The 24001-nt window shown below is 54.9% G+C and carries 26 protein-coding genes and 1 tRNA gene; 7 read left to right on the top strand and 20 right to left on the bottom strand.

Annotation, left to right across the window (positions count from 1 at the left end; genetic code table 11):
• Positions 1 to 119 precede the first annotated feature (119 nt).
• Together F3J37_RS13385 and F3J37_RS13380 are read right to left on the bottom strand one after the other, a co-directional pair.
• Positions 120 to 1001 carry a sugar phosphate isomerase/epimerase family protein gene (locus tag F3J37_RS13385; RefSeq protein WP_034827178.1) on the bottom strand — a complete coding sequence of 294 codons (882 nt, stop codon included), beginning with the start codon at positions 999 to 1001 and terminating at the stop codon, positions 120 to 122.
• Positions 1002 to 1017: 16 nt separating this feature from the next.
• Positions 1018 to 2055, bottom strand: coding sequence for a Gfo/Idh/MocA family protein (locus tag F3J37_RS13380; protein ID WP_166933823.1), 1038 nt, complete (start codon positions 2053 to 2055; stop codon positions 1018 to 1020).
• A gap of 332 nt (positions 2056 to 2387) precedes the next feature.
• Here F3J37_RS13380 and F3J37_RS13375 point away from each other — a divergent pair, with 332 nt between their 5' ends.
• The 3 genes from F3J37_RS13375 (at position 2388) to F3J37_RS13365 (ending at position 5771) form a co-directional block, all read left to right on the top strand.
• Positions 2388 to 3413: a LacI family DNA-binding transcriptional regulator gene (locus tag F3J37_RS13375; RefSeq protein ID WP_166933822.1), complete on the top strand. Its 1026-nt coding sequence runs from the start codon at positions 2388 to 2390 to the stop codon at positions 3411 to 3413.
• Between the two features lie 254 nt (positions 3414 to 3667).
• Entirely contained in the window at positions 3668 to 4591 is a 924-nt protein-coding gene (locus F3J37_RS13370; RefSeq protein WP_166933820.1) for a TIM barrel protein, read from the top strand.
• 10 nt (positions 4592 to 4601) lie between these two features.
• On the top strand, positions 4602 to 5771 hold the full coding sequence (locus F3J37_RS13365) for a Gfo/Idh/MocA family protein (protein WP_166933818.1): 1170 nt from the start codon (positions 4602 to 4604) through the stop codon (positions 5769 to 5771).
• Between the two features lie 49 nt (positions 5772 to 5820).
• Here F3J37_RS13365 and F3J37_RS13360 read toward each other — a convergent pair whose 3' ends face one another.
• The 6 genes from F3J37_RS13360 to nac all read right to left on the bottom strand — a co-directional run bounded on the left by F3J37_RS13360 (position 5821) and on the right by nac (position 10385).
• Complete coding sequence (locus F3J37_RS13360) at positions 5821 to 6558, bottom strand: amino acid ABC transporter ATP-binding protein (protein WP_045816006.1); 738 nt, start codon at positions 6556 to 6558, stop codon at positions 5821 to 5823.
• Positions 6559 to 6567: 9 nt separating this feature from the next.
• Positions 6568 to 7323: an amino acid ABC transporter permease gene (locus F3J37_RS13355; protein ID WP_034826721.1), complete on the bottom strand. Its 756-nt coding sequence runs from the start codon at positions 7321 to 7323 to the stop codon at positions 6568 to 6570.
• A gap of 5 nt (positions 7324 to 7328) precedes the next feature.
• Positions 7329 to 8024, bottom strand: coding sequence for an amino acid ABC transporter permease (locus F3J37_RS13350; RefSeq protein ID WP_058961854.1), 696 nt, complete (start codon positions 8022 to 8024; stop codon positions 7329 to 7331).
• A 22-nt stretch (positions 8025 to 8046) separates the two neighbouring features.
• Complete coding sequence (locus F3J37_RS13345) at positions 8047 to 8799, bottom strand: SDR family oxidoreductase (RefSeq protein WP_160868463.1); 753 nt, start codon at positions 8797 to 8799, stop codon at positions 8047 to 8049.
• A gap of 131 nt (positions 8800 to 8930) precedes the next feature.
• The gene (locus tag F3J37_RS13340) at positions 8931 to 9347 is read right to left on the bottom strand and encodes an acetyl-CoA carboxylase biotin carboxyl carrier protein (protein WP_166933816.1); all 417 of its coding nucleotides are present in this window, start codon (positions 9345 to 9347) and stop codon (positions 8931 to 8933) included.
• 114 nt (positions 9348 to 9461) lie between these two features.
• Positions 9462 to 10385: a nitrogen assimilation transcriptional regulator NAC gene (nac, locus tag F3J37_RS13335; RefSeq protein WP_034826712.1), complete on the bottom strand. Its 924-nt coding sequence runs from the start codon at positions 10383 to 10385 to the stop codon at positions 9462 to 9464.
• Positions 10386 to 10841: 456 nt separating this feature from the next.
• Between nac and F3J37_RS13330 the strand changes: the two genes are divergently transcribed.
• Positions 10842 to 12044 carry a pyridoxal phosphate-dependent aminotransferase gene (locus F3J37_RS13330; protein WP_034826708.1) on the top strand — a complete coding sequence of 401 codons (1203 nt, stop codon included), beginning with the start codon at positions 10842 to 10844 and terminating at the stop codon, positions 12042 to 12044.
• A 64-nt stretch (positions 12045 to 12108) separates the two neighbouring features.
• Here F3J37_RS13330 and F3J37_RS13325 read toward each other — a convergent pair whose 3' ends face one another.
• Genes F3J37_RS13325 through F3J37_RS13310 form a run of 4 tightly spaced genes read right to left on the bottom strand, consistent with a single transcriptional unit; the run spans position 12109 to position 15436 of the window.
• Entirely contained in the window at positions 12109 to 12879 is a 771-nt protein-coding gene (locus F3J37_RS13325; protein WP_166933814.1) for a 5-oxoprolinase subunit PxpA, read from the bottom strand.
• A gap of 21 nt (positions 12880 to 12900) precedes the next feature.
• Positions 12901 to 13887: a 5-oxoprolinase subunit C family protein gene (locus F3J37_RS13320; RefSeq protein WP_166933812.1), complete on the bottom strand. Its 987-nt coding sequence runs from the start codon at positions 13885 to 13887 to the stop codon at positions 12901 to 12903.
• Positions 13884 to 14585, bottom strand: coding sequence for a 5-oxoprolinase subunit PxpB (pxpB, locus tag F3J37_RS13315; RefSeq protein WP_370662130.1), 702 nt, complete (start codon positions 14583 to 14585; stop codon positions 13884 to 13886). Before pxpB ends, F3J37_RS13320 begins: the two co-directional genes overlap by 4 nt.
• Before the next feature lie 11 nt (positions 14586 to 14596).
• Entirely contained in the window at positions 14597 to 15436 is an 840-nt protein-coding gene (locus F3J37_RS13310) for a transporter substrate-binding domain-containing protein (protein ID WP_058961861.1), read from the bottom strand.
• Between the two features lie 259 nt (positions 15437 to 15695).
• On the opposite strand from F3J37_RS13310, the gene F3J37_RS13305 reads away from it, so the two are divergent.
• Positions 15696 to 16616, top strand: a complete 921-nt coding sequence (locus F3J37_RS13305; RefSeq protein ID WP_166933808.1) for a DMT family transporter — start codon at positions 15696 to 15698, stop codon at positions 16614 to 16616.
• A gap of 96 nt (positions 16617 to 16712) precedes the next feature.
• On the opposite strand, the gene F3J37_RS13300 is transcribed toward F3J37_RS13305, so the two are convergent.
• From F3J37_RS13300 to F3J37_RS13290, 3 genes are all read right to left on the bottom strand, one after another.
• Positions 16713 to 17408 (bottom strand): RraA family protein, encoded by a 696-nt coding sequence (locus F3J37_RS13300; RefSeq protein WP_034826696.1) that lies wholly within the window; start codon positions 17406 to 17408, stop codon positions 16713 to 16715.
• Positions 17409 to 17421: 13 nt separating this feature from the next.
• On the bottom strand, positions 17422 to 18933 hold the full coding sequence (locus F3J37_RS13295) for a sialate:H+ symport family MFS transporter (protein ID WP_166933806.1): 1512 nt from the start codon (positions 18931 to 18933) through the stop codon (positions 17422 to 17424).
• A gap of 283 nt (positions 18934 to 19216) precedes the next feature.
• Entirely contained in the window at positions 19217 to 19543 is a 327-nt protein-coding gene (locus F3J37_RS13290) for an SDR family NAD(P)-dependent oxidoreductase (RefSeq protein ID WP_166933804.1), read from the bottom strand.
• Between the two features lie 296 nt (positions 19544 to 19839).
• Here F3J37_RS13290 and F3J37_RS13285 point away from each other — a divergent pair, with 296 nt between their 5' ends.
• Positions 19840 to 20199, top strand: coding sequence for a type II toxin-antitoxin system RelE/ParE family toxin (locus F3J37_RS13285; RefSeq protein ID WP_034826694.1), 360 nt, complete (start codon positions 19840 to 19842; stop codon positions 20197 to 20199).
• Positions 20192 to 20491: a helix-turn-helix domain-containing protein gene (locus tag F3J37_RS13280; protein WP_166933802.1), complete on the top strand. Its 300-nt coding sequence runs from the start codon at positions 20192 to 20194 to the stop codon at positions 20489 to 20491. Before F3J37_RS13285 ends, F3J37_RS13280 begins: the two co-directional genes overlap by 8 nt.
• 195 nt (positions 20492 to 20686) lie before the next feature.
• Here the strand turns inward: F3J37_RS13280 and F3J37_RS13275 are convergent, their stop codons facing one another.
• The 5 genes from F3J37_RS13275 to F3J37_RS13255 all read right to left on the bottom strand — a co-directional run bounded on the left by F3J37_RS13275 (position 20687) and on the right by F3J37_RS13255 (position 24000).
• A complete protein-coding gene (locus F3J37_RS13275) occupies positions 20687 to 21016 on the bottom strand; it encodes a helix-turn-helix domain-containing protein (RefSeq protein ID WP_045831892.1) in 330 nt (109 codons plus the stop codon).
• A gap of 255 nt (positions 21017 to 21271) precedes the next feature.
• Positions 21272 to 21347: transfer RNA gene (locus tag F3J37_RS13270), tRNA-Phe, on the bottom strand.
• Between the two features lie 137 nt (positions 21348 to 21484).
• On the bottom strand, positions 21485 to 21622 hold the full coding sequence (locus F3J37_RS28130) for a hypothetical protein (protein WP_240154100.1): 138 nt from the start codon (positions 21620 to 21622) through the stop codon (positions 21485 to 21487).
• A 32-nt stretch (positions 21623 to 21654) separates the two neighbouring features.
• Positions 21655 to 22233 carry a division control transcriptional repressor DicD gene (gene dicD, locus F3J37_RS13260; RefSeq protein WP_166933797.1) on the bottom strand — a complete coding sequence of 193 codons (579 nt, stop codon included), beginning with the start codon at positions 22231 to 22233 and terminating at the stop codon, positions 21655 to 21657.
• A gap of 66 nt (positions 22234 to 22299) precedes the next feature.
• Positions 22300 to 24000 (bottom strand): protein-disulfide reductase DsbD, encoded by a 1701-nt coding sequence (locus F3J37_RS13255; RefSeq protein WP_166933795.1) that lies wholly within the window; start codon positions 23998 to 24000, stop codon positions 22300 to 22302.
• Between the last annotated feature and the right edge of the window lies 1 nt (position 24001).

Genomic DNA, 24001 nt, shown 5'->3' with positions numbered 1-24001 from the left:
CGTAGGCGGGAGTGCTTGTTGGTGGAAAGAATCTTCCATTCAGCCCATGTGTTGAGCACTGGCACGATGTATTCCCCCTCTCACGATGAGAGAGGGGGGGAAAGAGTCGTGGGCCGGGTCTATTTCAGCAGCTCACGCTCAATTAATTCACGTGTTTCCACCGCTTGATATTTCATCTTCTCAGGATAGCCAAACAACGCCGCCGAGATAATCGACTCCCCCCCGACTTTATAGGTGCGGTTGGCGAAATCCATCTCGCGCAGCGCTTCAAACAGCGCATCGAAGTTCACTTCCCCTTCACCCACCGCCACGTGCTGGTGGATGGTGGCGTCGACACCCGGTGGGTTGACGATATAGCGGCAGTGCTTGGTGTGGTTCATGGTATCGGCAATCAACATATGCGACAGATCGTCGCCCGCGTAGTGCAGCATGTTTTTCACATCGCCCACGCCTTTGTCGTAGTAGAAGGTGTGCGGTGCGCTATAGATGTATTTGACGTTATCGCTGCGGAACGATTTCACGATATCTGCCGTTTCGTTGCTTTGTTCGCAGAAATCCCACGGATGTGCCTGAATTTCGACGCGGATACCTTCACGTTCGATAATCGGCAGTAACTCATCCATCGAGCGATAGAACATCTCTTCACAAATCTCCGGCTCGTTCGGATTGCCTGAGAGTTCGGTATTGATCACCTGCACCCCCATCTCGACGGCGATCTCGATCATGCGTTTCCAGTTCTTCACCGCCGCCTGACGACGCAACTCGTCCGGGCCTGACCAGCGATAAACCGTGATAAACGATGAGATTTCCACGCCAGTGGCATTCAGCGCATTTTTGTATTCGCGCATGATTTCCCGGCTGGCTTTCGGGTGTTTATAAAACGGATTGATCTGTGGATGGGGCGATTGTTCGATGTACTTGTAACCCCATTCGGCCACCTGATGCACCATGCGCGTGATGCCCATTTCTCTGATGACATCCACATCAAAAGCGATTTTCATGTTGTTCTCCTGATCGTTAAGCGGTGCGCTCTTCATTAAACACCACACCGATCTGCTTCCTGACTTCATCCATGGCGTGCAGCGTGGCCAGTGAGGTGGCCAGCGGACGGACAGGCGAATCAAGCAGCCCCTGATGGATACACCAGGCGGTATGTTCGATTTCATGACAGAGCTGAATATAGCGATTAGTCGGTTCTTCCCAGCGCAGCGTATGGCGGCCATCGCTGGAGGTGAGACGGAAATTGCCCGGCGCATAGAACTGGCCGTCGAGATAAAGCGTGGCATCACGACCGGCGATCACGGCGGTGCCCGGTGTGTTGCTGAACAGCGTGGTGTTGAGCACTGAGTGCATGCCGTTGCCGTGGGTCAGCAGCATTGATGTTTGCCCATTCACACCGCCAGGTGCAGGCTGGCCTTGCGCCACAATGCTGTCGGGTGCGCCGCCGACCAGCACGCTGAAGCCGATCAAATAGCTGCCGAGATCCAGCATCGGCCCGCCCGCCAGATCGAGATTGAAAATGCGGTGATCCTGGGTGAAATATTCACCATGATCGGCGATCAATGTATGAACATCTCCTAATGCGCCATCGGCCAGTAATTGACGGATCACATCGTATTTCGGCGCAAAATCACACCACATCGCTTCCACGCACAAGCGTTGTTGTTTGTGCGCTTCCTGCTGCAACTGCAACGCCTGCTGTGCATTGAGCGCCAGCGGCTTCTCAATCAACACATGTTTGCCCGCTTGCAGCGTGCGTAGCCCATCAGGGAAGTGATGATTGTGCGGTGTGGCGATATACACCACATCAATGTCCTGGCGGCTCAGCAGTGCGTCAAGGCCTTCAACGGCGTGCGGGATATCCCATTTGCTGGCAAAAGCTTGTGCTTTCTCCAGACTGCGTGACGATACGGCCACCAGCTGTTGCTGAGTATGATGACGCAACGCATTGGCAAAGTGGTCGGCGATCCAGCCGGGTCCAACAATGCCCCAGCGCAGCGCGGGGATCTGGTTTTTAAGGGGACGGCGAGGTGCAGGTAGGGTCTGAGGGAACATATCATCTCCGTTATTATTGAGTCGTTCATGTGCCGGGAGCCGATAAGGCAGATCGCTTTCACTATAGAAAGGCGCGACCGCCGCCTCTATGGATTTACTGATGCAAATCCATCAGCCCTCACCTCTGTCCTCGAACAGGAAAATATCAAACATTTATTCCGGTAGGTAATTTAATGAAATGGATCATTTCATTTTTGCGATAACGATCAAATTACTGAGAGATTCTCTATCAAATATTGAGATTTGATGACGATTTACTCCGCAATGTCTTCGCACTCCCGGTCCATTTCGGGCATTATTTTGATAACTTACTATCAAACTGGAATCTGTTGATGAGCAAAATCACCATGAACGCTATCGCCAATGCGGCTGGCGTTGGCGTCGCCACGGTGGATCGGGTACTGAATCGGCGGGCTCCGGTTCGAGCGGCCACCGAGCAGAAGGTGTTGGAAGCTGCCAACCGACTGGGTTATCGCATGGCGCCGGTTGTGCCTTTCAGCGCTGAGTCGCAGTCCGCGCACGTAACGCTGCGCATGGGGTTTGTACTGCTATCAAAATCGTATTCGTTCTATCACTCGCTGACAGATGCCCTCAGGCAACAGACGCAACCGTTGCATCCTGCGGGCAGTGAGCCACGGTTTTACTGGCATGACATTGATGATGTGGCAGCTGTGGTGGCCTCGCTGCATAAGCTGGCGCAAGAGGTGGATGTGATTGGCTTAGTCGCGCTGGATCACCCACTGATCCGCCACGCCATCGAACAGATTTCACGCCAGGGCGTGCGGGTTTACGCCCTGTTCTCCAACTTCTCGCCCTGCGGACATGCGGGCTATTTCGGGTTGGATAATCAGAAAGCCGGACGCACTGCCGGTTGGATGGCCTCGCATTTGCTGCATCAGCCGGGATCGATGGGCGTGCTGGTGGGCGACCATCGTTTTACCTGTCAGGAGAGCTGCGAAATCAGCTTCCGCTCCTATCTGCGCGAGCAGGACAGCACCCGACGCGTATTAGAGCCGCTGAAAACCCATGAGTCGATTGATGGCGGCTATCACGCCACGCGTCAGTTGCTGGAAGAGCATGCCGATCTCGCCTTAATCTACGCGCCCTGTGGCGGTATTGAAGGCGTGATTCATGCGTTACGCCAGCAGCCGCAGCGCAAGGTGGCGTTAATCTGTCACGGCCCGGTGAAAGAGGGCGAACTGGCACTGATTGACGGCACAATCACCGTGATGATTCGCCATGAAATTGAGGAAATGGTGCGGCAATTTGTCCGCACGACTCAACAAACTGTCGAATCAGGGGAGCATTTCTCTCAGGTCACGCTGCCGTTTGAGATCATCACGCGTGAGAATCTTTAGCCTCTAAGCACCGAAATCTGGCGACGCGATGAGAAGCGTCAGCCTGATTCGCTCTCAGGCTGGCTGACCGGGAATGCGTTGGCAGTACTTGAGTGGTTGGCCTGAAAGTGGCGCCAGCTATGAATTTGATAAATTATCTATCATTTTAATGATGAAATATAACATGATCGCTATCAAAAAATGAATGTTTCATGATTGCTGTGGGTGAAATTTTTATTTGATACTTGCGCTATCCAACACCGCAAGGAACGATCATGACGATTCACATTGCTAATGCGCCCTGCAGCTGGGGTGTCGACGATCCTAAAAACCCTTTCCTGCCACCCTGGCAGAAAGTCCTGTCGGAAGCCGCTCAGGCCGGATACAAAAGCATTGAGCTGGGTCCGTGGACCTATCTGCCGACCGATGCCGCTGAACTGCGTCACCAGCTGGAAGCCCATCAGCTTTCGCTGGTGGCGGGCACGATCTTTGACGATCTGGTCAGCGAAGCCAATTTTCCGGCGATGGTTGAACTGACACACAACATCTGTCGCAACCTGTCGCAGGTTCCTACTGCCGAAAAAACCCACGCGGATAATCTGCCCGCACCTTACCTGGTGATTATCGATTTCGGTAACCCTGAGCGTGCCAGATTTGCCGGGCAGTCTGATAAAGCGCCGCGACTCTCCAGCGAAGAGTGGCAGCGCATGATGCAGCACATCACCACCCTGAGCCAGATTGCCTGGGATGAGTATGGCGTGCGCGCGGTGATCCATCCGCATGCGGGCGGCTGCATTGAGTTCGCCGACGAGCTGGAGCAACTGGTGCAGGACATTCCACACGAGGTAGCCGGTTTGTGTCTCGACACCGGGCATCTCTACTACTCCGGTATGGATCCGATCCCTTATCTGAGCCGTTACTGGGATCGCATCGATTACCTGCATTTTAAAGATGTGAATGACGCAGTCTGGCGCGATGTGATTGCGCGTGGCGTGGACTTCTTTGCCGCCTGCGCCGAAGGGGTGATGTGCCCGATTGGCAAAGGCGCGATTGATTATCCGGCAGTGCGCGCGTTTCTCGCTGAGCGCAACTATCAGGGCTGGATCACCATCGAGCAGGAGCGCGATCCGCGCAACGCCGACACTAGCCTGCGCGACGTCACTGCCAGCCTTCACTACCTGCAATCGGTCGGATTCTGAGGAGATCATCATGATTAACGGCATTAAAGCTCTGGAACGTTCACTGCGCTGGGGCATGGTGGGCGGCGGCGGTACCAGTCAGATTGGCTACATCCATCGTTCATCGGCACTGCGTGATGGCAACTTTGTGTTGCAGGCGGGCGCATTTGATCTTAACGCCGAACGCGGTCGTGCGTTTGGCGTATCACTGGGCGTCGACGCGGATCGCTGCTATCCGGATTACGAAACGATGTTTGCGGCGGAAGCGGCGCGTGCAGACGGCATCGAAGCCGTTTCGATTGCCACGCCGAACAATACCCACTTCACCATTTGCCGTGCGGCACTCAATGCCGGTCTGCATGTGGTGTGTGAGAAGCCGCTGTGCTTCACCACCGAAGAAGCGGACGAGCTGGAAAAACTCTGCGCCGAGAAGAAAAAGATCATCGGCGTCACCTACGGTTATGCCGGACATCAGCTGATCCATCAGGCGCGCGAGATGATCGCAGAAGGGCTGCTGGGTGAAATCCGCATTATCAACATGCAGTTCGCGCACGGTTTCCATAACGAAGCGGTCGAACTGCAAAACGAAAGCACCAGGTGGCGCGTCGATCCACGCTTTGTTGGCCCCAGCTATGTGCTGGGCGATCTGGCGACGCACCCGCTGTTTATCGCCGAAACCATGGTGCCGAAACTGCAGGTGAAACGTCTGTTGTGTAGCCGCCAGAGCTTCGTGAAAACCCGTGCGCCGCTGGAAGATAACGCCTTTGTGATGATGGAGTACGACAACGGCGCCGTTGGCACCATGTGGGCCTCGGCGGTGAACTGTGGCTCGATGCACGGCCAGAAAGTGCGGGTGATTGGTGAGAAGGCCAGTCTGGAGTGGTGGGATGAGCAACCAAACCAATTGCGCTATGAAGTGCAGGGCGAGCCGCTGCAGATTCTGGAGCGTGGTATGGGCTATCTGCACAAAAGTGCGCTGGCTGACGACCGTATCGGCGGCGGCCATCCGGAAGGGTTGTTTGAAGCCTGGTCGAATCTCTATCGCCGTTTTGCGCTGGCGATGGATGCCACCGATCGTGGAGATGAGGCGTTTCTGGCTGACTTCTGGTATCCGGATGTGCATGCCGGATTGATGGGCGTGCGTTGGGTAGAGCAGTGCGTGAAGTCAGCGGATGCCGGTGCGGTGTGGGTGGATTGCTGATTGAGATGAAGTCAACAAACCGGTCGGCGGCTCTGCCGACCGGGATGCATCAATGCGAACGCAAATCGCTCAGGAAGCGCTGCGCACGTGGGTGCTGCGGTTGGGTGAAGAACTTCTCTGGTGTCGATTTTTCCAGAATTTGCCCCTGATCCATAAACCAGATGGTGTCCGCCACTTCACGCGCGAAATTCATCTCGTGCGTCACGCACATCATCGTCATCCCTTCCTGCGCCAGGCTGCGCATCACCGATAACACTTCACCGACCATTTCAGGATCGAGTGCCGAGGTCGGTTCATCAAACAGCATCACCGGCGGCTTCATTGCCAGCGCACGTGCAATCGCCACGCGCTGCTGCTGGCCGCCAGACAACTGCGCCGGATAGGCGTCTGCTTTGTGTGATAAGCCAACGCGCTCCAGCAACTCACCCGCTTGTTTACGCGCTTCGGCACGCTTCACGCCCAATACTTTCATGGGTGACATCATGATGTTCTCTGCCACCGAGACGTGGGGGAACAGGTTGAAGCTCTGAAACACAAATCCAATGCGAGTGCGTAGATGGTTGAGGCGTGTACTGCTGCCGTGAATGTCGGTGCCATCAAACACGATCTGGCCATTATCAATCGGTTCCAGGCGATTAACGGTGCGGATCAAGGTGGATTTCCCCGACCCGGAAGGACCGCACACCACCACCACTTCACCGGTATTGATTTCGGCACTCAGGTCGGTCAGCGCCTGATACGCGCCGTACCATTTGTTGACCTGGTTAAACATGATCATTGGGCTCATAGTGGTTCCTTATTGCGAAGAGGTTTTAGTCAGCATCACCGCGGGCGCTACGCTGGGATTCGCCTGCGGCGGTTGGCGACGTTTCTGCGCAATATGCGCTTCAAGTTTGTTAGCCAGCCAGGTGAGGCTGAAGCAGATGATGTAGTAGCTCAGCGCCACGATGGCGAACACCTGGAACGGTTTGGTCAGCAGTTGATTGCTGACCTGATTAGCGGCAAAGGTCAGCTCCGGCACGTTAATCACGTAGCCGAGCGTGGAGTCTTTGATGATCGAAACCAGCTGGCTCACCAGGCTCGGCAAAGTGTTAAACAGCGCCTGCGGCAGAATCACTAAACGCAGGGTTTTCAGGTGGCTCATACCCAGCGCGCGTGACGCTTCATACTGGCCGTGCGGCAGTGCCTGAATGCCGCCACGCACGATCTCAGCGATGTAGGCGCTTTCGTAAATCACCAGCGTACACAGCATGGTGGCGAAGCCGCTGATGTTGTGGCCAATCAGCAACGGGACACAGAAGTAGGTCCAGAACACCACCATCATCAGCGGAATGCCGCGCAGCAGATACACCCAACAGGTGGCGGGCCAGCTCAGCCAGCGCCACGGCGACAGACGCGCCAGGCCGAGCAACACACCGATGGGGAAGGCCAGCAATACTGCCAGCACGGAGATCAAAAGCGTACAGAGTACGCCGCCCAGCGGACCGTTAGGATACTGGCCCATTAACAGCAGCATGCCGTTGTCATGCAAAATGGTGAAGATCTCAAACATCGCCATTACCTCGCGTAAACGCGCTGGAAGCGGCGGGCCAGCAGCGCGCCCAAGCCCATCAGCAGCAGGGAGAAGAACAGGTAACCCACGGTTGCCACTAAGTAGGATTCGAAGGTACGGAAGGTTTGGTTCTCGATATCACGCGTTACATAGGTGAGGTCTGCCACGCCAATCACCATCGCCAGACTGGTGTTTTTAAACAGCAGCACGGTGTGATTGACCACGGATGGCAGCGCATTGCGCACACCCTGCGGCAAAATCACTGAGTGCATGGCGCGGACATAGCTCATGCCAAGCGCGCGGGCGGCCTCATTCTGTCCGTCTGGAATGGCCCGCAGGCCGCTACGGATATCTTCAGAGAAGTAAGCGGCCTGGCACAGCCCGAGCGCGATAAGAGAAAATAAAAACTCGGCGTTGTAGTCAACGATCATCATCTGCAGCGATTCTGGCAGCAGGGTGGGGATCGCGAAGTACCACATCATCAACTGAATCAGCGTGGGCACGTTGCGGTGATAGGAGACATACGCCTTAACCAGCCCAACGGCAAGACGATTCTCCGTCAGGCGGACCACCACCAATAGCAGGGCGAGAACCATCGCCAGCAGCCAGGCACCCAACGCCAGTTCAAGGGTGACCACCGTTCCGTCAACGATCATCTGGCCGTAATGGCCGGTTATCACACTGCTGAAATCAAGTGCCATACAGTTACCTCATTGTACGGTTTTACGCGGTGCGGTCGCCCGGTCGCATAGTGGAAAGACCGCCCGGCACCTGCAGCGTCGGGGTAATTTCGATGTTGCCGATGTTGACGGCGACTGGCGCAGACAGCGCAAAGGCCACGCAGTCGGCAATATCTTTGGCCTGCGGCAGTTCGAACCCATCGATAAAGCGGCGACGCGCCTCATCGTGATCGCCTGAAACGTTGCCGAAAATATCAGTGGCGACGCGGCCTGGGCAGATTTCGGTGATGCGCACACGTTTGCCATAGCAGTCCACGCGCAGCTGGCGTGACAGGGCATGCACCCCGGCTTTGGTGGCGTGATACACCGAGTTGCCGTTGAAGTTGTAGATGGCGGCAATCGAGGTGATGTTGAATACGTGGCCACGGTCACGCGCCATCATGCCCGGTACCAGCAAGCGGCACAGGTGCAGCACTGCACGCAGATTGACATCGACCTGGGTTTCTACCACGTTTTCGTCGGCATCAAGAATCGAACCAGGATGAGAGAGACCTGCATTGTTGACCAGGATATCGATTTCCAGGTCTTTGCACAGCGCGGTCAGCGCATTGACGTCACTGACATCCACGGCATGCGGGATGCAGCCAGTGCGATCGGCCAGCGCGGCCAGTTGCTCTTTACGACGTGCCACCGCGTGCACGGTGATCCCCTCTTTGCACAGGCGCTCAACAATCGCTTCGCCCATGCCCGCCGATGCGCCGGTCACCAGCGCGGTTTTGTAATCTGAGAATGGCATTTGTGTTTCCTCGTCTCGCCAGGTGTGTGTCCGGCGTAATGGGTCTTTTTTGACTTTATGCAGTTATGCCGCAAGGGCATAAGACATAAAAACTGTGAGGCGATAAGAGCCCCTTATAACCGGATTAATGATTAATTATCCGATTGAATAATAAGAATTTCTTCATCGTATTCAACCGCAGATCGCGTTGCAGAGGGGAATGGCTGCACCCGCCCTTTGCAGGGGCTGAGCACCGGCACGTACAGGGGGCCGACCTGCACCATCGCCAGCAGATCCCGAGGTTCTACCTGCTGTCCAGACTGGACAAAATCTTGCTGGCTGTGTGGGTGGCGACGCAGCAGCGTGCCGGGCAGGGGCGCGCCAATGCGATGCGTCACGGGCGGGCACGCTTGCGTCGGGATCGCCGTTGGGGATGAGAAGGAGGGCGGGTCAAACGTCAGACGCACCGACCACTGTTTGCCCTCTAACGCCAGGCTGTTAAGGCCGGATCGTTGCATCTTGCGCGCCAACGCACGCAGCGTCGGCAGCGGTATCGCAGTTTTTTCCATGGGGTTCCCGTCAAAGCGAAACACGCCCGCCGAAGCGGGCAACAGACCGAATCAATCTAGCGCGTTCGTCAGACGGGTTGTAAGAGGGTTTCGCTTTGCGGTGATAAGCGGGTCTTATCCCACCAGAGTCAGTGGATGATTCTCCACGTTGCGGCGCGACATCAGCGACAGCAAGATGGATTTCACCGCTTCTGCAGGCTGGGACAGCGGCAGATGATCCGACATGCAGAATGACAGCGAAGCCTGCACATCCGGCTCGATGATCTTCGCCATCCAGGTATCCCCGTTTTTCAGCATCGCGCGTGCGGCGGATTCCGGCATGATGGTGGTGCCCAGACCGGCACTCAACGCCGCATTTAGGGTGGTTTGCGACTCAATTTCGCACTTCACACGGTACTGCAGGTTGTTCTGCACGAAGGCGTCATCCAGCACTTTGCGCATGATGTTGTAGATACGTGGCAGGAACAGATCATATTGCGCGACCTGTGACAGCGGGATCTCTTTCACCGGTTTTGCCAGGCTGAACGGGCAAACGAAGCACAGATCTTCTTTCATCAGCGGCATGAAGCGCAGGCCATGGATGGTGCGATGATCGTAAATCACCGCCATATCCATACGCCCGTTCATGATCAGCTCGCTCAGGGTGGTGCCGAAGTTTTCGTTAAAATAGAGCACGATGCCAGGATGCTGCTGCTGCACTTCCATCATCAGCGGTAGCGCCAGGTTTTGCGCCGCTGTACCCGGTGCCAGCCCGACGGAAACACTGCCACTCAGCGCAGCGCCGACCAGATCAATCGCACTTTGCGCCTGTTCGCACTGGCGCAAAATGGACTGTGCATGGGAATAGAGTGTTTTCCCGGCTTCAGTAGGCGTGACACCGCGTTTGGTGCGAATCAACAGCTGTTGATTGACTTCACCTTCCAGCGTAGCCAGCTGCTGGCTCAACGCGGGTTGGGCTATATGCAGGATATCGGCAGCTTGCGTCAGGCTTCCGACGTCAACAATTTTAACAAAGTACTTCAGGCGACGAAGATTCATGGACACTTCCCTCAAACAGAACGCATATCCTCATCAAGCAAAGTTGATGCCAGGATAAGCTTTCGTTATTGAACTCAGACAGGAGGGTACGGCTACCGGGCCTCCTGAGGCTGGTGCTGAGCTAGTGAGCCGCCGGCATGGCGGGTGTTGAAAAATGCAGCGCTGCACCGAATGAGTGCAGTTGACCCATCAGCATTGCCAGTGACGGGCAAGGAAAATCGTGGGTTCGGGATGTAACCTGGGAAAGAAAGTAACACTTTATTAACATTCCGTCAGGCGTGCGGGCGTGACCTGTCGCGCAATTCTGAGTCAATCTGCCGCCTTTATGGCAGAAGTGTGCAGTCGGTCCAGTCATCGCTTTGTGTTATATCACCACAACAAAGCACTATTATCCGTGGCTTCGGCCCTAATCCTATGCTCAGGGAAAACTAACATCCCCCGAACCCAGGATTGACCATGCCCGAGATAGCCGATCGTTTAAAGAATGTGACCGTTTCCGCCTCCGTTGCCATGACCCAAAAAGCGCGCGATCTCGCGGCGCAGGGCGTTGATGTGGTAGCACTTTCTACCGGCGAACCGGATTTCCCCACGCCGGAACATGCGATTGAAGCCGCCTACGCCGCTGCACGCGCGGGCGACACGCGCTATCCACCGACCGACGGTACGCCTGCGCTGCGCAAAGCTATCCAGCTGAAATTCAAACGGGATAACCAACTGGAGTATGACGTCAGCCAGATTCTGACGGCCGGTGGCGCGAAGCAGATCATCTTTAACGCCATCCTGGCGACCATCAATCCGGGCGATGAAGTGGTGATCCCGACGCCGTCATGGATCAGCTATGCCGATATCGTGAAATTTGCCGGTGGTGTGCCGGTGCCGCTGCCGTGTGCGCAGGAGAATGGCTTTAAACCGCTGCCAGCGGATCTGGATGCGGCGATCACTGACAAGACCAAATGGCTGCTGCTGAACTATCCGAGCAACCCAACCGGTTCGGTGGCCAGCAAAGCCGAGTTGCAGGCGCTGGGTGACGTGCTGCTGCGCCATCCGCAGGTGTGGATCATGACGGATGATATCTATGAGCATCTGATCTACGACGATGTACGTTTCTATACCCTGGCGCAGGTTGAACCGCGCCTGTATGACCGTGTGCTGACGGTGAACGGCGTGTCGAAAGCCTATTCCATGACAGGCTGGCGTCTGGGCTTTTGCGGCGGTCCTGCACCGCTGATTAAAGCGATGAGCAATGTGAACACCCAGAACAGCGGCGGCGTCTGTACCCTGACGCAGGCAGCAGCGGTGGCGGTGCTGGAAGGTCCACAAGATCTGTTGCAGGAGCGCGCACGCATTTACCGTGAACGCCGTGATTACGTGCTGGAGCGTCTGACCTCGATTGATGGCCTGCGCTGCCATAAGCCAGAAGGCGCATTTTATCTTTTTGTGAACATTGAAGGGTTGATCGGCAAGACCAGTGCCGGTGGACGCTTCATCAGCAACGATGCCGATTTTGTGCTGGCGCTGATTGAAGAGCAGCATGTGGTGACGGTGCAGGGTGCGGCTTATGGCATGAGCCCGTACTTCCGCTTGTCCTACGCCACCAGCATGGAGCGCTTAGAGACGGGCTGCGATCGTATTGCGGCATTCTGCGCTGGCTGCCGTTAAAAGGAAGGCGAAAAAAATGGCTGCCGATAAGGCAGCCATTTTTATTTGGGCGATTCAAAAAAACTTATTGAGCAAGCACCTCTGCCGCCGGCGCCACCTGATGGCCGCTGGTTTCGATTTCACTGCGTACGATGGTGGCGAGGGCCAGGGAGCCTGGCGTATCGCTGTGCACCAGGATCGACCGGGCACGCACGGCTATCACTTCTCCTTCGAAGGTGGTGACGGTGCCATGCTGCAGGAACTGCCGCACGCGGGCACGCAGCGCCGCTTCCTCTTTGATCACCGAACCGGCAATGCCGCGCGGCACTAAACGTCCTTGTGCATCGTAAGCGCGGTCGGCGAGGAACAGCGTTAGGGTTTTCAAGCCCGCTGCCTGTGCCGCTCGCTCAATGATGGTATCGGGTTGTGCGAACACAATCAGATCCGCATTAATACGGGCGACGAGCATCATGACCTGGTGCGCTAATGCCTCGTCGCGGTTGACGATATTGCCCATCGCAGCGTGGAAGCTAAAGTGCGACACCTTCGTGCCTTCTGCCTGAGCAATCGCTGTCAGCGCGCCGAGTTGATAAGCGACCTGCTGGCAGATCTCTTCGGCACTGAACGGCAGCTCGCGACGACCAAAGCCCTGGCGATCGGGCAAGCCAGGATGCGCACCAATGCCGACACCATTCTCTTTCGCCAGTCGCACCATTCGGGTCATGATCGCCGGATCGCCGGCATGGAATCCGCAGGCGATATTGGCCGAGGAGACCACTTTCATCAGCGCGGCGTCATCGCACAGTTGATAAACGCCGAAGCCTTCGCCCATATCGGAGTTCACATCAATCTTCATGATTTGGGTTCCTTCGGAAAATTATGCGGTTAACGCTTTACGCAGCGGTGGGCAGCTCACACGTAAGCGGCTCAGCCAGCCTGCGACCTGTTGCTCGATGGCGATGGCCTCACGCGTATCGCTCTGGATCAGCTGGATCGATTGGCCGGGTAATACCTGTCCTAAACGCCACAGATCCTGCTCAATCACCCCGGCGATCTTGGGATAACCGCCCGCCGTGTTGGCATCGCTGAGCTGAATGATCGGCTCGCCGCCAGGCGGCACCTGCACAATGCCGGGAATCAGCCCGTAAGAACGCATCTCAATGGTTTTTGACGGGAAAATCGGATCGCCCGCCAGTCGATATCCGGTGCGATTGCTTTGATTGGAGACCTGCCATGATTGCTGCCAGAAGCGACCGGCATCGGCAGCAAACAAGGGATATTCGCCGGATGGAATGGCGCGCAGCTGAATCTCACCTGCGCTGTTACGCGGGAAATGTGCACGCAGGGCGCTGTCGGGCGGCTCAATGCCAATACCGCTGCTGGGCAACGGGGATGCCTGTGTTTCACCCAGCGCCAACCGATCGCCACGCTGCAGCGGGCGGCCTTCCAGGCCACCAAAGCCACCACGAAGTGCCGTGCTGCGCGAACCCAGCACCATTGGCACATCAATGCCGCCTGCTATACAGAGATAACCGCGTGCGCCACTGCGCGGGTAACGCATTTCCAGCACCTGTCCGGCACGCACGCCGCAGCCCCACCAGGGCGGCAACGGCGCACCGTCTAAAGTGGCGCGACAATCCGCACCTGTTACCGCAATGCTGCTGTCCTGCAAAAAACGCACACGGAATGGGAACAGCTGAACTTCAATGGCTGCGGCATTTTCTTCATTGCCGAGCAGCAGATTTCCGGCGCGCAGTGCCAGCGGATCCATCACACCACTCACCGAGACGCCCATATGGCGGAAGTTCAAACGTCCCAGATCCTGAACCGTGTTCAGGGCGCCGCTCTGTTCAATTTCGATCACAGTTCAATCCTCTGCGGCAGAAAACGGATACGATCGCCCGGTGCCATCAGCGCGGGGGACTCAGCCAGAGGATCAAACACTTCCAGCTCGGCAAAACCGATGGCGTTCCAGCCGTTGGGGCCGGTCAGCGCTGAAACACCGGCCTGGGCCCCACCAATGGTAACCGTGCCTTTGAGCATACTGAGCGAGGGGACTTTCTTGCGTGGCGTGGCTAATTGCGGATCGAGCCCATGCAAGTAACCAAAGCCCGGCGCGCTGCCGAGAGCAAACACGGTATATTCGCTTTGATGGTGACGGCGCACCACTTCGCGTGCGCTGAACCCGGTGTGACGACAAACGGCATCCAGATCGGTGGCGTGCTCGCCGCCGTAATAGACCGGGATTTCAATCAGTTTGCCCTGCGGACTGATCGCCTGTGCCTGATCCCAGGCGGCATGCAGCGAAGCACGAACGGCGGCTTCGTCCTCGGGGATGTGTCGGAACAGCACCAGCAGATTGGTGACGCCGGGGATCAAGGCTTCAACCGCCTCATCCGCCTGTAGCAAACGTGCCAGTGACCAGATGCGGCGTTGAGCGGAGAGATCGAATCCGCCCGGTGCTTCCACCAGCCACGCACGGGCGCCAATGGTGGAAAGGGCGATCGCAGAGGAACAAGCCAGCGCAGATGCGCTGGCGGGCTGGATATCAGAGTGCGACATCACGGGCATGATTATTCCAGTGGTTCAAATTTCAGGCTGGAGAGCGGCTGTACGCGCTCTTCGCGCACCATTTTGTATTCGGTATTTGGCCCAATCCAGGTGTTCCAGATTTTGTCGATGGTGCCATCGTCGTCCATCGCTTTCAGGCCGCTGTTAACGCTGGCCAGCAGGGCAGGTTCATCCTTTTTCATGCCGACACCAATCGGTTCCAGCGCCATCGGCTCTTTCACCATCGCTAGATTGATGCCGTCTTTTTTCGCCTGGGCGATGGTTTTCATCCCGGTCATGGTGTTAGTGACAAAGCCCACCGATTTGTTCTGCTCCAGCGCCAGGAAGGCGGAGGCAGAATCCTGGAAGGTGACGGCTTTACCGCCTTTGATGTGGATCGATTGCTCTGACGTGGTGCCTTTGGTGGCGCTGATACGTTTGCCTTTGAAATAGTCCAGTGGTTTATCTGCCAGCGGCGCTTTCACCAGCAGCATCTCTTTCGCCACGTAGTAAGGATCGCTGAACTGGATCTGATTACCACGCGTTTTGGTGTAGGCCAGGTTAGCAATCAACACATCGGCACGGCCGGTGGCGATCACCGCGATACGCGCTTCAACAGAGGTCGGCACCAGAGTCAGTTTGACGTTCATCTGCTTGGCCAGAGCGTGACACAGGTCGATATCCATGCCAGCCAGCTGGCGCGTTTGTGGATCCGGCGAAGAGAAGGGCGGTACGTCGGAGTAAACGGCGCATTTCAATTCACCGCTCGATTTAATGTTCGCCATCATATCTGCCTGCGCCGCCGAAACAGCCAGCAACGGCAGCATTGCCAAGCCAATGGTGGTCACTCTTTTCATGGTCATGTGCATTCCCTCAATGGTGGATACTGCTTAGGAGCGCAAAATCTCGCTTTTCTGGACTATATCGGCTTTGTTTTGCGGCGAAAAAGAGGGAAAGCGTGTTATGCAATAGGGAAATGATATGACCGATGGCGATAAGTTATTTCTATTCAGGCAGAGCGAAAAAGTGTTATCCAGCGCACATTTTTCTCCCTAGTGTAAGCCGCGTTGTCCTCTCGGCAACCCCGCCGATTGCACGTGGTAGAGAGAGAAGAGTGAGAGCATGAATCCCCGATTAGGCGTGTTATTAAAGATATTCGCCGCACTCAGCGCTACGCTGATGCTGGCCTGTGTTAAAGGTCTGAACGGTGCTATCCCCACCGGCGAAGTGATTTTTTTCCGCAGCTTTATCGCGCTATTTCCCCTGTTAATCTGGCTGAGAGTGCAGGGGAACGTGCTGGAGAATCTTAAGACGCGCAATCTGTTTGGCCACTTCATTCGCGGTTTCTCCGGCACCGGCGGCATGTATTTTAACTATCTGGCGCTGGTGTACATCTCGCTGGCTGATGCCACGGCACTGAGTTATGCCGCACCGTTGTTTACCGTGATTATGGCCGCGATGCTGTTGAAGGAGCGGGTGCGCATGTCGCGCTGGGTAGCTGTCGTGGTGGGATTGTCGGGTATCCTGATTATGCTCTCCTCCAGCCTTGCGGCCAGTGGGGGTGTGCTGGCAGGTGGCGCCAGCAGTACCACGGCCAGCCTTGGTGTTGCTTTTGCATTGATTGCCGCACTCTGTACGGCCACCTCGAATGTGCAAATCCGTTTTCTCAATGGCATCGAAAAACCGGGCGCGATCGTGTTCTATTTTTCGCTGATGACGACGTTGATTGGCCTGGCAACGGCATTTTTCGGCTGGATAAAGCCCACTGGCTTGCAGTGGCTGCTGTTGGTGGGCTGTGGTTTATTTGGCGGTCTGGCACAGATTCTGGTGACACTCAGCCTGCGCTATGCTGATGCCTCGCTGCTGGCACCGTTTGATTACACTACGCTGGTGTGGTCGATGCTGATTGGCTATCTGTTCCTCAACAGCCTGCCAGGCACGACAACCCTCTTCGGTGCATCGATTGTTGCACTGGCAGGAATCTTTGCGGTATGGCGTGAAAACCGTCAGCGCAAATTGGCGATGGTGAGCAGTACACCGTGATGTGGTGCTATTGCGGGTTTTTTAGCTGCGCGCTCAGCGAAAGACAGGCCACCATGGATGATGACCTGTGCAATTCTTGGCTGTCATGCTGGCACGTTACCGATAAACATCATCGATAATTTCTACCTGCTTGTTTTGCAGTGCTTCCGCCAGCCAACCGCGTTCCAGTGAACCGGTTTTCGCCAGCTCAAAGTTATGCTCATCAACAATCAAGTAAGCTTGTGCCGCTTCGAGAATGCGCGCGGCATCCTGCCGGGGAATGACGATCACGCCGTCGGCATCGCCTAATACGATATCGCCAGGTGAAACGTGAATTTTACCGCAGGCAATCGGCACGTTGATTTCGCCTGGGCCATCTTTGAAAGGGCCACCTGGCGTATGTCCGGCGGCATAAATCGGGAAATCCATACGTGATAAGCCCTCAATATCACGCACCGGGCCGTCCAGCACGATGCCTTCCATACCGCGCTGTCTGGCATAAGTGGCCATCACTTCACCCATCAATGATTGGCTGCGGTCACCCTCATTCGACAGGATGATGACATCGTTCGGCCCGGCCATATCCAGCGCTTTATGCAACATCAGGTTATCGCCAGAGCGCGCTTTTACCGTCACCGCCAGGCCGCACATGATGGGGGCTTTAGGCGCCGTTTTCAGGCTGATCTCTGCCGATAGCGCAGGCAAGCGACTCATGCAGTCGGCGACTACCGCCGCGGGTAAACGGCGGAACGCTTCCAGTAACGGTTCGGCATCGGAGGGACGGCGTAAATAAATACGATTTCCTGCGGTCATTTTATTTCTCCTGTCAGGATTTGCTGGGATTTATAGGGGTAAGAGAAGAATTGGCGCGATCTTCACGGGTGAATGCACCGGAGAGTGGAGTGCCATCAACGGTGTCGTAATGACGTATGGCTTGTGGTTTTAACCAACGCTGCACGCGCGAAGGCATATCAAAACCAATCAGCAGCATCACCACGAAGGTCAGCCCAAAGGAAAGCCCGCCCAGTGCACCGCCAAGCGATGCGTGTTGGGCAATCAGTGCACCAAGCACCGGCGCCAATGCGCCTCCCAGTGAACCGATGTTGTAGATAAAGCTAAGATTGGCGGCACGCTGCTCGGTATCAAAATAGCCGCTGATCATTTTCGCCAGCAGGCCACCCACTCCCTGGCTAAACAGCTGCTGCAGGAAGATCAGCAGGCATAGCAGCCAGACGTTTGAGCCGTTGAGCATAAATACCGGGATGATCAGCACCTGGGCGACCAGCAGACTCAGTACATAGGTTTTACGCGTGCCGATGAGATCGGCTGCAATCCCCGCCACGCAGCATCCGAGGCCCATCCCAAAGCGGCTGAAGGAAAATACCAGTGCCACCACTTCAGGTGAGTAATGCAGATCGGTTTTCAGATAGGTTGGTAAAAGAGCGTGAATCGGCCAGCCATACAAAAATACGCAGACGATAGTGACCGTGAGCATCAAGCTGGTGGGCCAGCGTTCTCCCGCGCTTTGCACCAGAAAACGGATAAATATGCCGGCGGTGATCAGCGCTAATGCTGCGATAACAAGTCCTGAGCTTTGATGATCGAAACAGATGTAAAGTGCCGCCGCCGCGAGGACTCCCAGCAAGATGTTGAGTATGTTGCTTTTACGGTTGGGGCCACGAAAAAGGGTATCTACCATGGTGATGGTGGATGTCGTTGCTCTGGCTTTTGCCGCTGCCCACTCTTCAGCTTCCGGAATGGCACGGCGTAGCCACAAAGCAAAAAACACCGGGATGATGCCGAGATAAAAGAGTGCGCGCCAGCCCCACAGCGGCACAATCCAGCTGTAGGCTAACACTGACAAGATCGCGCCTGCAGAAAATCCCGAATTAAGGAATGCACTGGCTTTATTGCGCATATCTTTTGGCCAGGTTTCGATGGCATAAGCCGAGCTGGTGCCATATTCTCCCGCCATACCAATACCGACTAAAATACGAGCAACAAACATCCATGTGTAATTCGGTGCAATACCGCAGGCAAAGGTGCCACCAGCAAATAATATAATGCTGGTGATCATGGCACTTTTACGCCCGTATTTATCGCCCATGGCACCGAGCGCTAAACCGCCGAACCAACGCAGGATAAAGGCTGCCGAAATTAATGCAGCCGCTTCAGCAGTGCTGACTTTAAATTCCGCCATTATTTCGGTAAGCACTAATGTGATAATGACGAAATCAAATCCGTCCAGCATATAGCCCATCCAGGCCGCCCAAAAGGCTTTCCATTGCTGGCGATTAAGCCGCTTATACCAGGGCAAAGCCATTGTCTCTTCAGCCATGACAAACTCCGGGTGTAATTAACAGAGTAGGGGAATCCAGACCGCAAATTACTGTCTGTGATTGGAGGTTATTTTTCTGTTTGAGCAAGAATACGGGAATTTATCGTGTTACGGATTTTGTGTTACGGCTAACGAAGTGAGGATCACGAAATATTATCAGGCTACCTTTTAACTTGCTGATAATTAATTTTATTGGGTTTCGTTATGGTGGCATATATTAATAATATGGCTGGAGAGTTGTTTTTAAATTTCCGCCGGTTTTTAACTCCGGCGGAAAAATCAATCAGGGCTTCAAATCACCGTACCAATAAGATGCCGTCACGCCGCCATCCATCAGAAAATCACTGCCGCTGATGTAGCCGCCTTCTGGTCCCATTATGAGGTCTGCCAGCGCTGTGGCCTGCTGCACCAAATGTTGAATCGATTGGCGCGAACTGACATCGACCTGGCTGGTTTCTACCGTAAAGCCGGCATCACGTAAGGTTTGTGCGGCAGCCGCACAGTTTCTCGAATTGAGGTCTGCCAGCAGCACAGTTTTGCCCTGACTCACGCGACGCGCGATGGCTTGTCCAATCGCACCTGCCCCGATAACCATCATAATCTCTTTCATTGTGTCTCCCGCCTTGAGGAATGACTGATGCGGCAAGCATAGCGGGGAAAGACTCTGGTGACTGTAGGGGCAATTGGCATGAGCTTATGAATGCTGCTCATGGGTTCTGAGCTTTAGGGGCGGTACCTGTGACTGACTGCACTTTGCAGGCTGTTTGCAGTTTTATTCGCGTTGTATCTCAGTTCAACATTATTTCAAACTCACTTAAGCGTTCAGGTATTGAAAAAGGGTAAGCTTCAAATATAACTTCTAGTTTATATCCAAGGCGTATAAACTACAGTTCATGTGAGGGACTTTTGAACAACTGGAGCGTTGATACAACGGAGCATTTTGCAGCGTGGCTAAAAGCGCAGGATGATGAAATGATTGAAGATGTACTCGCAAGCCTGGAAGTGTTGAAAATCTTCGGCCCTCATTTAGGGCGGCCTGATGTAGACACCATCATCGGTTCTCAATATGCAAACATGAAAGAATTGCGCGTGCAAAGTAATGGTAGACCTGTTCGGGCGTTCTTCGCATTCGATCCCAGAAGGAAGGGGATCGTCTTGTGTGCAGGGGACAAAACGGGGATCAATCAGAAGCGGTTTTACCGATCAATGATCAAATTAGCAGATCAAGAATACAGCAAGCATTTGAGAGGAATAATACATGCCTAAACTGGAAGAACTCATTGCACAACGATCTCCAGAATCACAGAAGAGAATTAAGGATAAAGTCGCGGTTAAAATTATTGAGGTTCAATTACGACACTTACGCGAAGAGCTTGAGCTCTCACAAGTACAGTTAGCCGAGAAAATGGGCGTTTCACAGCCAGCCATAGCAGCTATTGAAGCCCGAGGCGATGATATAAAACTCTCAAGCCTAAAAAAGTATGTTGAGGCATTAGGCGGAAAGCTGAGCTTGAACGTTGAACTACCTACGGGCGATGGGCGAACTTTTCTGCTTTAACATTAATAAGTTTCTCTATTTCATTTGGATGAATGGTGAAGATTTTCGGTTGCAGGTCGTTTGAGGATGCCTTGAGGCATCCTGCAGCTTATCTTGATGCGATTATGTTCATTGATGCTGTTTAAATATCTAAGACAGCGGCTTTGCAGAACGCACCCACTTCTTGTTGTGCATAGGTAACATTGATAACTTCCATTACCATTCTGATTTCTCCTCCCTGAGCGGTTTATCTTTTCGTTGCCCTGAAGCTCTCCGCCTTTGTTTACCCTGCAGCTTTGCAAGTTGAATCGGGGATATCTCCTGACGCGGCAGAAACAGCTCCAGCTTTTCGGTGAGATCCAACGCTACCATGATGGCGATAAAGACATCGAACGGCACTTTTCCTTTTTCAGCATTGAGCACAGACTTACGTGCAACACCTGCGCGCTCAGCAACCTCCGTCTGCGTTAAGTCACGATTTAGACGGGCTTGCTTGAGTCGCTGGCCAATTTCTTCAGCCAGTGCAGATGCGGAAGGAGTAGTCATATCTTTAAAGTCCCAATGTAGACACTTTATCGTCGGTCATGCGTTTAATGTCCAAATTATAGGACTCTATCGGATCATTGTCATGATAAATGGATGTATTGTAGAGTCCCTTATATAGCACTTTATGATGATTAAAGGTGAGTTAAGTCCTTAAAGTGGGACATAATAAAGTTGAGGGGGGCTAAGGGATTAAGTTTTGAAAACGTCAAACGCAGAAAAGCAAAAACCCAGCCATAAGCTGGGTTTTCAGAATGTTGGTGCCCGGACGCGGAATCGAACCACGGACACGGGGATTTTCAATCCCCTGCTCTACCGACTGAGCTATCCGGGCAACGGGGCGCATTAAACCTTAATGGCTTTCAGCCGTCAACGGCTTTCGTCAAAAAAGCGTAGCAATCGTGACTGATTGCTTGCTTTTCAGGCAGGGTGTGCAAAATCTCAACGTGCCCGCTGGTGGTAAAGCGGTATTCAGGATTGCGTGACCTGCATGACCTGCATGACCTGCATGACCTGCATGACCTGCATGACCTGCATGACCTGCATGACCTGCATGACCTGCATGACCTGCATGACCTGCATGACCTGCATGACCTGCATGACCTGCATGATGCACGGGCTTAAGGGCCTCCTGCGAAAGTTTAGGCCAGTGCCCCGTTCTGTCGGCACAGCGCGATACTCAGCACATCTTCCGCCAGACGACGCGCGGTGGCCACATCCTGCACGTTGCGTTTCACTAGCAGCTTGCTCAGACAACCCTCGAGAATCAGCTCCATTTGATCGGCCACCATCGTCGGATTATCCAGCGCCAAATCCACCAGAATTTCATGAGTGAACTGCCATGAGCTGCGTTTCTGCTGCTCGGCTAACTGATGTACGGGTTGGTCAGGCTGCGGATAGAAGCTGCAGGCGGCGATAAACAGGCAGCCGGGAAAGCGGCCTTTGTTCACGTGCTCACTTAACACGTCGTAACGTGCCAGCAATTTTTGTTGGGCTGTGAGATGTTCATTGAGCTGTATCTGGCGGCGCCAGCTGTCAATCTGCTGACCGTGATAGCGCAGCGCGTCATACAATAATGCGTCACGGTCGGGCCAGAAACGTTCAAGATGTTCTGCATCAAGTCCGGTCTCACCGGCCAACTGCTGCAGGGAAGTGGTGGCGGTAAGGCCGCTCTGCTCAAGCACATTCAGCGCATGCTCAAGAATCTGTTCACGTTGCAAGTGACTCTCCTCTGGAGTGCGGGCCCGCTCGCGCACGAACGGGCAGTGTCCTGCAACCAGTGTCGTTTAACGCGACAGATTGTGCAAATGCGTGCGGAAGTCGGCAGCGTTAAGGAAACCGGTGACGCGTGAGTCAGGGATTTCTTTGCCTTGCGCATCAAAGAACAGAATGGTGGGCAAGCCTAATACCTGTAAATGCTGCAACAGGGCGTTATCCTGCGCGTTATTCGCGGTGACGTTGGCTTGCAGCAATTGTAGCTGACTTAAGTCGGCACGCACGCCTTCATCGCTGAAGGTATATTTCTCAAACTCTTTGCAGGCAACGCACCAGTCGGCGTAGAGATCGATCATGGTAATGCGACCTTGTGCCTGCTGTAGCGCGCTATCCAATTGTGCGCTGCTGGCAATCGTCTTGAACGGCAGATGCGCCACTGACTGCACGCTGGCGCTGCTGCCAAAAGCCCAATCCTGCAGCGGACGAGCGGCCACCAGCGCAGTAGCGAGCATGAGGATTTGTAGAATGCGCCATTTGCCATTAGCACGCAGGCTGAGGCTGAACGCCCAGGCAAAGAACGCGACGCCGAGCAGGCTCCACAGACGCAAGCCCCAGACATCACCCACTACACGCTCCAGTAAGAACACCGGCAGCGCCAGAATCACAAAGCCGAAGCCCTCTTTGACGCTCTGCATCCACGGGCCACTTTTCGGCAGCAGCTTATTACCAAACATCGTGACGGCGATCAGCGGCAGGCCCATGCCGAAGGCATAGAGCCACAGCGTGCCCGCACCGGCCCACAGATTACCGCTTTGAGCGATATACAGCAGAATGGCACTCAGCGGTGCGGTGGTGCATGGCGAGCAGATCAATCCCGCCAGTGCGCCCATCATAAACACGCCTGGCAGCGAACCACCTTGCTGGCGATTACTCCACAGCGTCAGGCGCGTTTGCAGGCCGGAAGGCAGTTGCAGCGAGAACAAGCCAAACATCGACAGCGCTAGCACCATGAACAGCGCTGACAGGCCAATCAATACGTAAGGATGCTGCAGCGCCGCCTGGAAACGTAAACCTGCGGCGGCCACCACCATACCGAGCACGGTGTAGGTCAGCGCCATCCCTTGCACATAGACCATCGCCAGTGCGAACAGGCGTCCAGCAGAGTAGCGACGCTGGCCACCGAGAATGATGCTGGAGATCAGCGGATACATCGGCAATACGCACGGCGTGAAGGCAACGCCGATGCCAATCAGCAGCGCCCACAGCGGTGAAAACGGCAGTGGCGTGCGCTGTTGTGCAGGCTGCGCGTTAACGGCGGGGGCATCGTGATTGGCGGCAACCGGGTTAAGCGGCACCGAACGGGTTTCGGGCGGATAGCAGAATCCGGCGGCCGCACAGCCCTGATAGGTCACCGTGAGCGTGGCACCAGACTCAGCCTGATGCAGAGTGATCGGGACCTGTAAATCCTGCGGATAGATTTCGCTCTTGCCGAAGAACTCATCCTCATGCGGCTGTCCTGGCGGCAGAGCCAACGGTGCCATCTGTGCTTTTTGCGGCGTCACATGAATCTGCTGACGATAAAGGTAATAGCCGTCCTTCACCTTCCAGCTCAGTGTGAGTTGGTTGCCCTGCTGGCTGAAATCGAAGCCAAATGCCTGATCCACAGGCACAAAGCGGCTGTTATTGTTAGGTGAGAAGATATTGGCCTGTGCTGAAAAGCAAAACAGCAATGCAAGGCAAAGGCCCATCAGGCGATAAAGTCGTGCAGCCATG

Source organism: Candidatus Pantoea communis, assembly GCF_011752685.1.
Lineage (GTDB): Bacteria > Pseudomonadota > Gammaproteobacteria > Enterobacterales > Enterobacteriaceae > Pantoea > Pantoea communis.
This window is presented reverse-complemented; position numbering and strand designations above follow the sequence as displayed.

Bases quoted from the DNA above. Each gene is read 5' to 3' on its own strand.
- F3J37_RS13280 (WP_166933802.1), top strand. From the start codon at position 20,192: ATGCCTAAACTGGAAGAACTCATTGCACAACGATCTCCAGAATCACAG.
- F3J37_RS13380 (WP_166933823.1), bottom strand. From the start codon at position 2,055: ATGTTCCCTCAGACCCTACCTGCACCTCGCCGTCCCCTTAAAAACCAG.
- F3J37_RS13290 (WP_166933804.1), bottom strand. From the start codon at position 19,543: ATGAAAGAGATTATGATGGTTATCGGGGCAGGTGCGATTGGACAAGCC.
- F3J37_RS13330 (WP_034826708.1), top strand. From the start codon at position 10,842: ATGCCCGAGATAGCCGATCGTTTAAAGAATGTGACCGTTTCCGCCTCC.
- F3J37_RS13365 (WP_166933818.1), top strand. From the start codon at position 4,602: ATGATTAACGGCATTAAAGCTCTGGAACGTTCACTGCGCTGGGGCATG.
- F3J37_RS13255 (WP_166933795.1), bottom strand. From the start codon at position 24,000: ATGGCTGCACGACTTTATCGCCTGATGGGCCTTTGCCTTGCATTGCTG.
- F3J37_RS13310 (WP_058961861.1), bottom strand. From the start codon at position 15,436: ATGACCATGAAAAGAGTGACCACCATTGGCTTGGCAATGCTGCCGTTG.
- F3J37_RS13295 (WP_166933806.1), bottom strand. From the start codon at position 18,933: ATGGCTGAAGAGACAATGGCTTTGCCCTGGTATAAGCGGCTTAATCGC.
- F3J37_RS28130 (WP_240154100.1), bottom strand. From the start codon at position 21,622: ATGCAGGTCATGCAGGTCATGCAGGTCATGCAGGTCATGCAGGTCATG.
- pxpB (WP_370662130.1), bottom strand. From the start codon at position 14,585: ATGTCGCACTCTGATATCCAGCCCGCCAGCGCATCTGCGCTGGCTTGT.
- F3J37_RS13345 (WP_160868463.1), bottom strand. From the start codon at position 8,799: ATGCCATTCTCAGATTACAAAACCGCGCTGGTGACCGGCGCATCGGCG.
- F3J37_RS13340 (WP_166933816.1), bottom strand. From the start codon at position 9,347: ATGGAAAAAACTGCGATACCGCTGCCGACGCTGCGTGCGTTGGCGCGC.
- F3J37_RS13325 (WP_166933814.1), bottom strand. From the start codon at position 12,879: ATGAAGATTGATGTGAACTCCGATATGGGCGAAGGCTTCGGCGTTTAT.
- F3J37_RS13385 (WP_034827178.1), bottom strand. From the start codon at position 1,001: ATGAAAATCGCTTTTGATGTGGATGTCATCAGAGAAATGGGCATCACG.
- F3J37_RS13305 (WP_166933808.1), top strand. From the start codon at position 15,696: ATGAATCCCCGATTAGGCGTGTTATTAAAGATATTCGCCGCACTCAGC.
- F3J37_RS13355 (WP_034826721.1), bottom strand. From the start codon at position 7,323: ATGTTTGAGATCTTCACCATTTTGCATGACAACGGCATGCTGCTGTTA.
- F3J37_RS13375 (WP_166933822.1), top strand. From the start codon at position 2,388: ATGAGCAAAATCACCATGAACGCTATCGCCAATGCGGCTGGCGTTGGC.
- F3J37_RS13360 (WP_045816006.1), bottom strand. From the start codon at position 6,558: ATGAGCCCAATGATCATGTTTAACCAGGTCAACAAATGGTACGGCGCG.
- F3J37_RS13370 (WP_166933820.1), top strand. From the start codon at position 3,668: ATGACGATTCACATTGCTAATGCGCCCTGCAGCTGGGGTGTCGACGAT.
- F3J37_RS13350 (WP_058961854.1), bottom strand. From the start codon at position 8,024: ATGGCACTTGATTTCAGCAGTGTGATAACCGGCCATTACGGCCAGATG.
- F3J37_RS13275 (WP_045831892.1), bottom strand. From the start codon at position 21,016: ATGACTACTCCTTCCGCATCTGCACTGGCTGAAGAAATTGGCCAGCGA.
- nac (WP_034826712.1), bottom strand. From the start codon at position 10,385: ATGAATCTTCGTCGCCTGAAGTACTTTGTTAAAATTGTTGACGTCGGA.
- F3J37_RS13300 (WP_034826696.1), bottom strand. From the start codon at position 17,408: ATGACCGCAGGAAATCGTATTTATTTACGCCGTCCCTCCGATGCCGAA.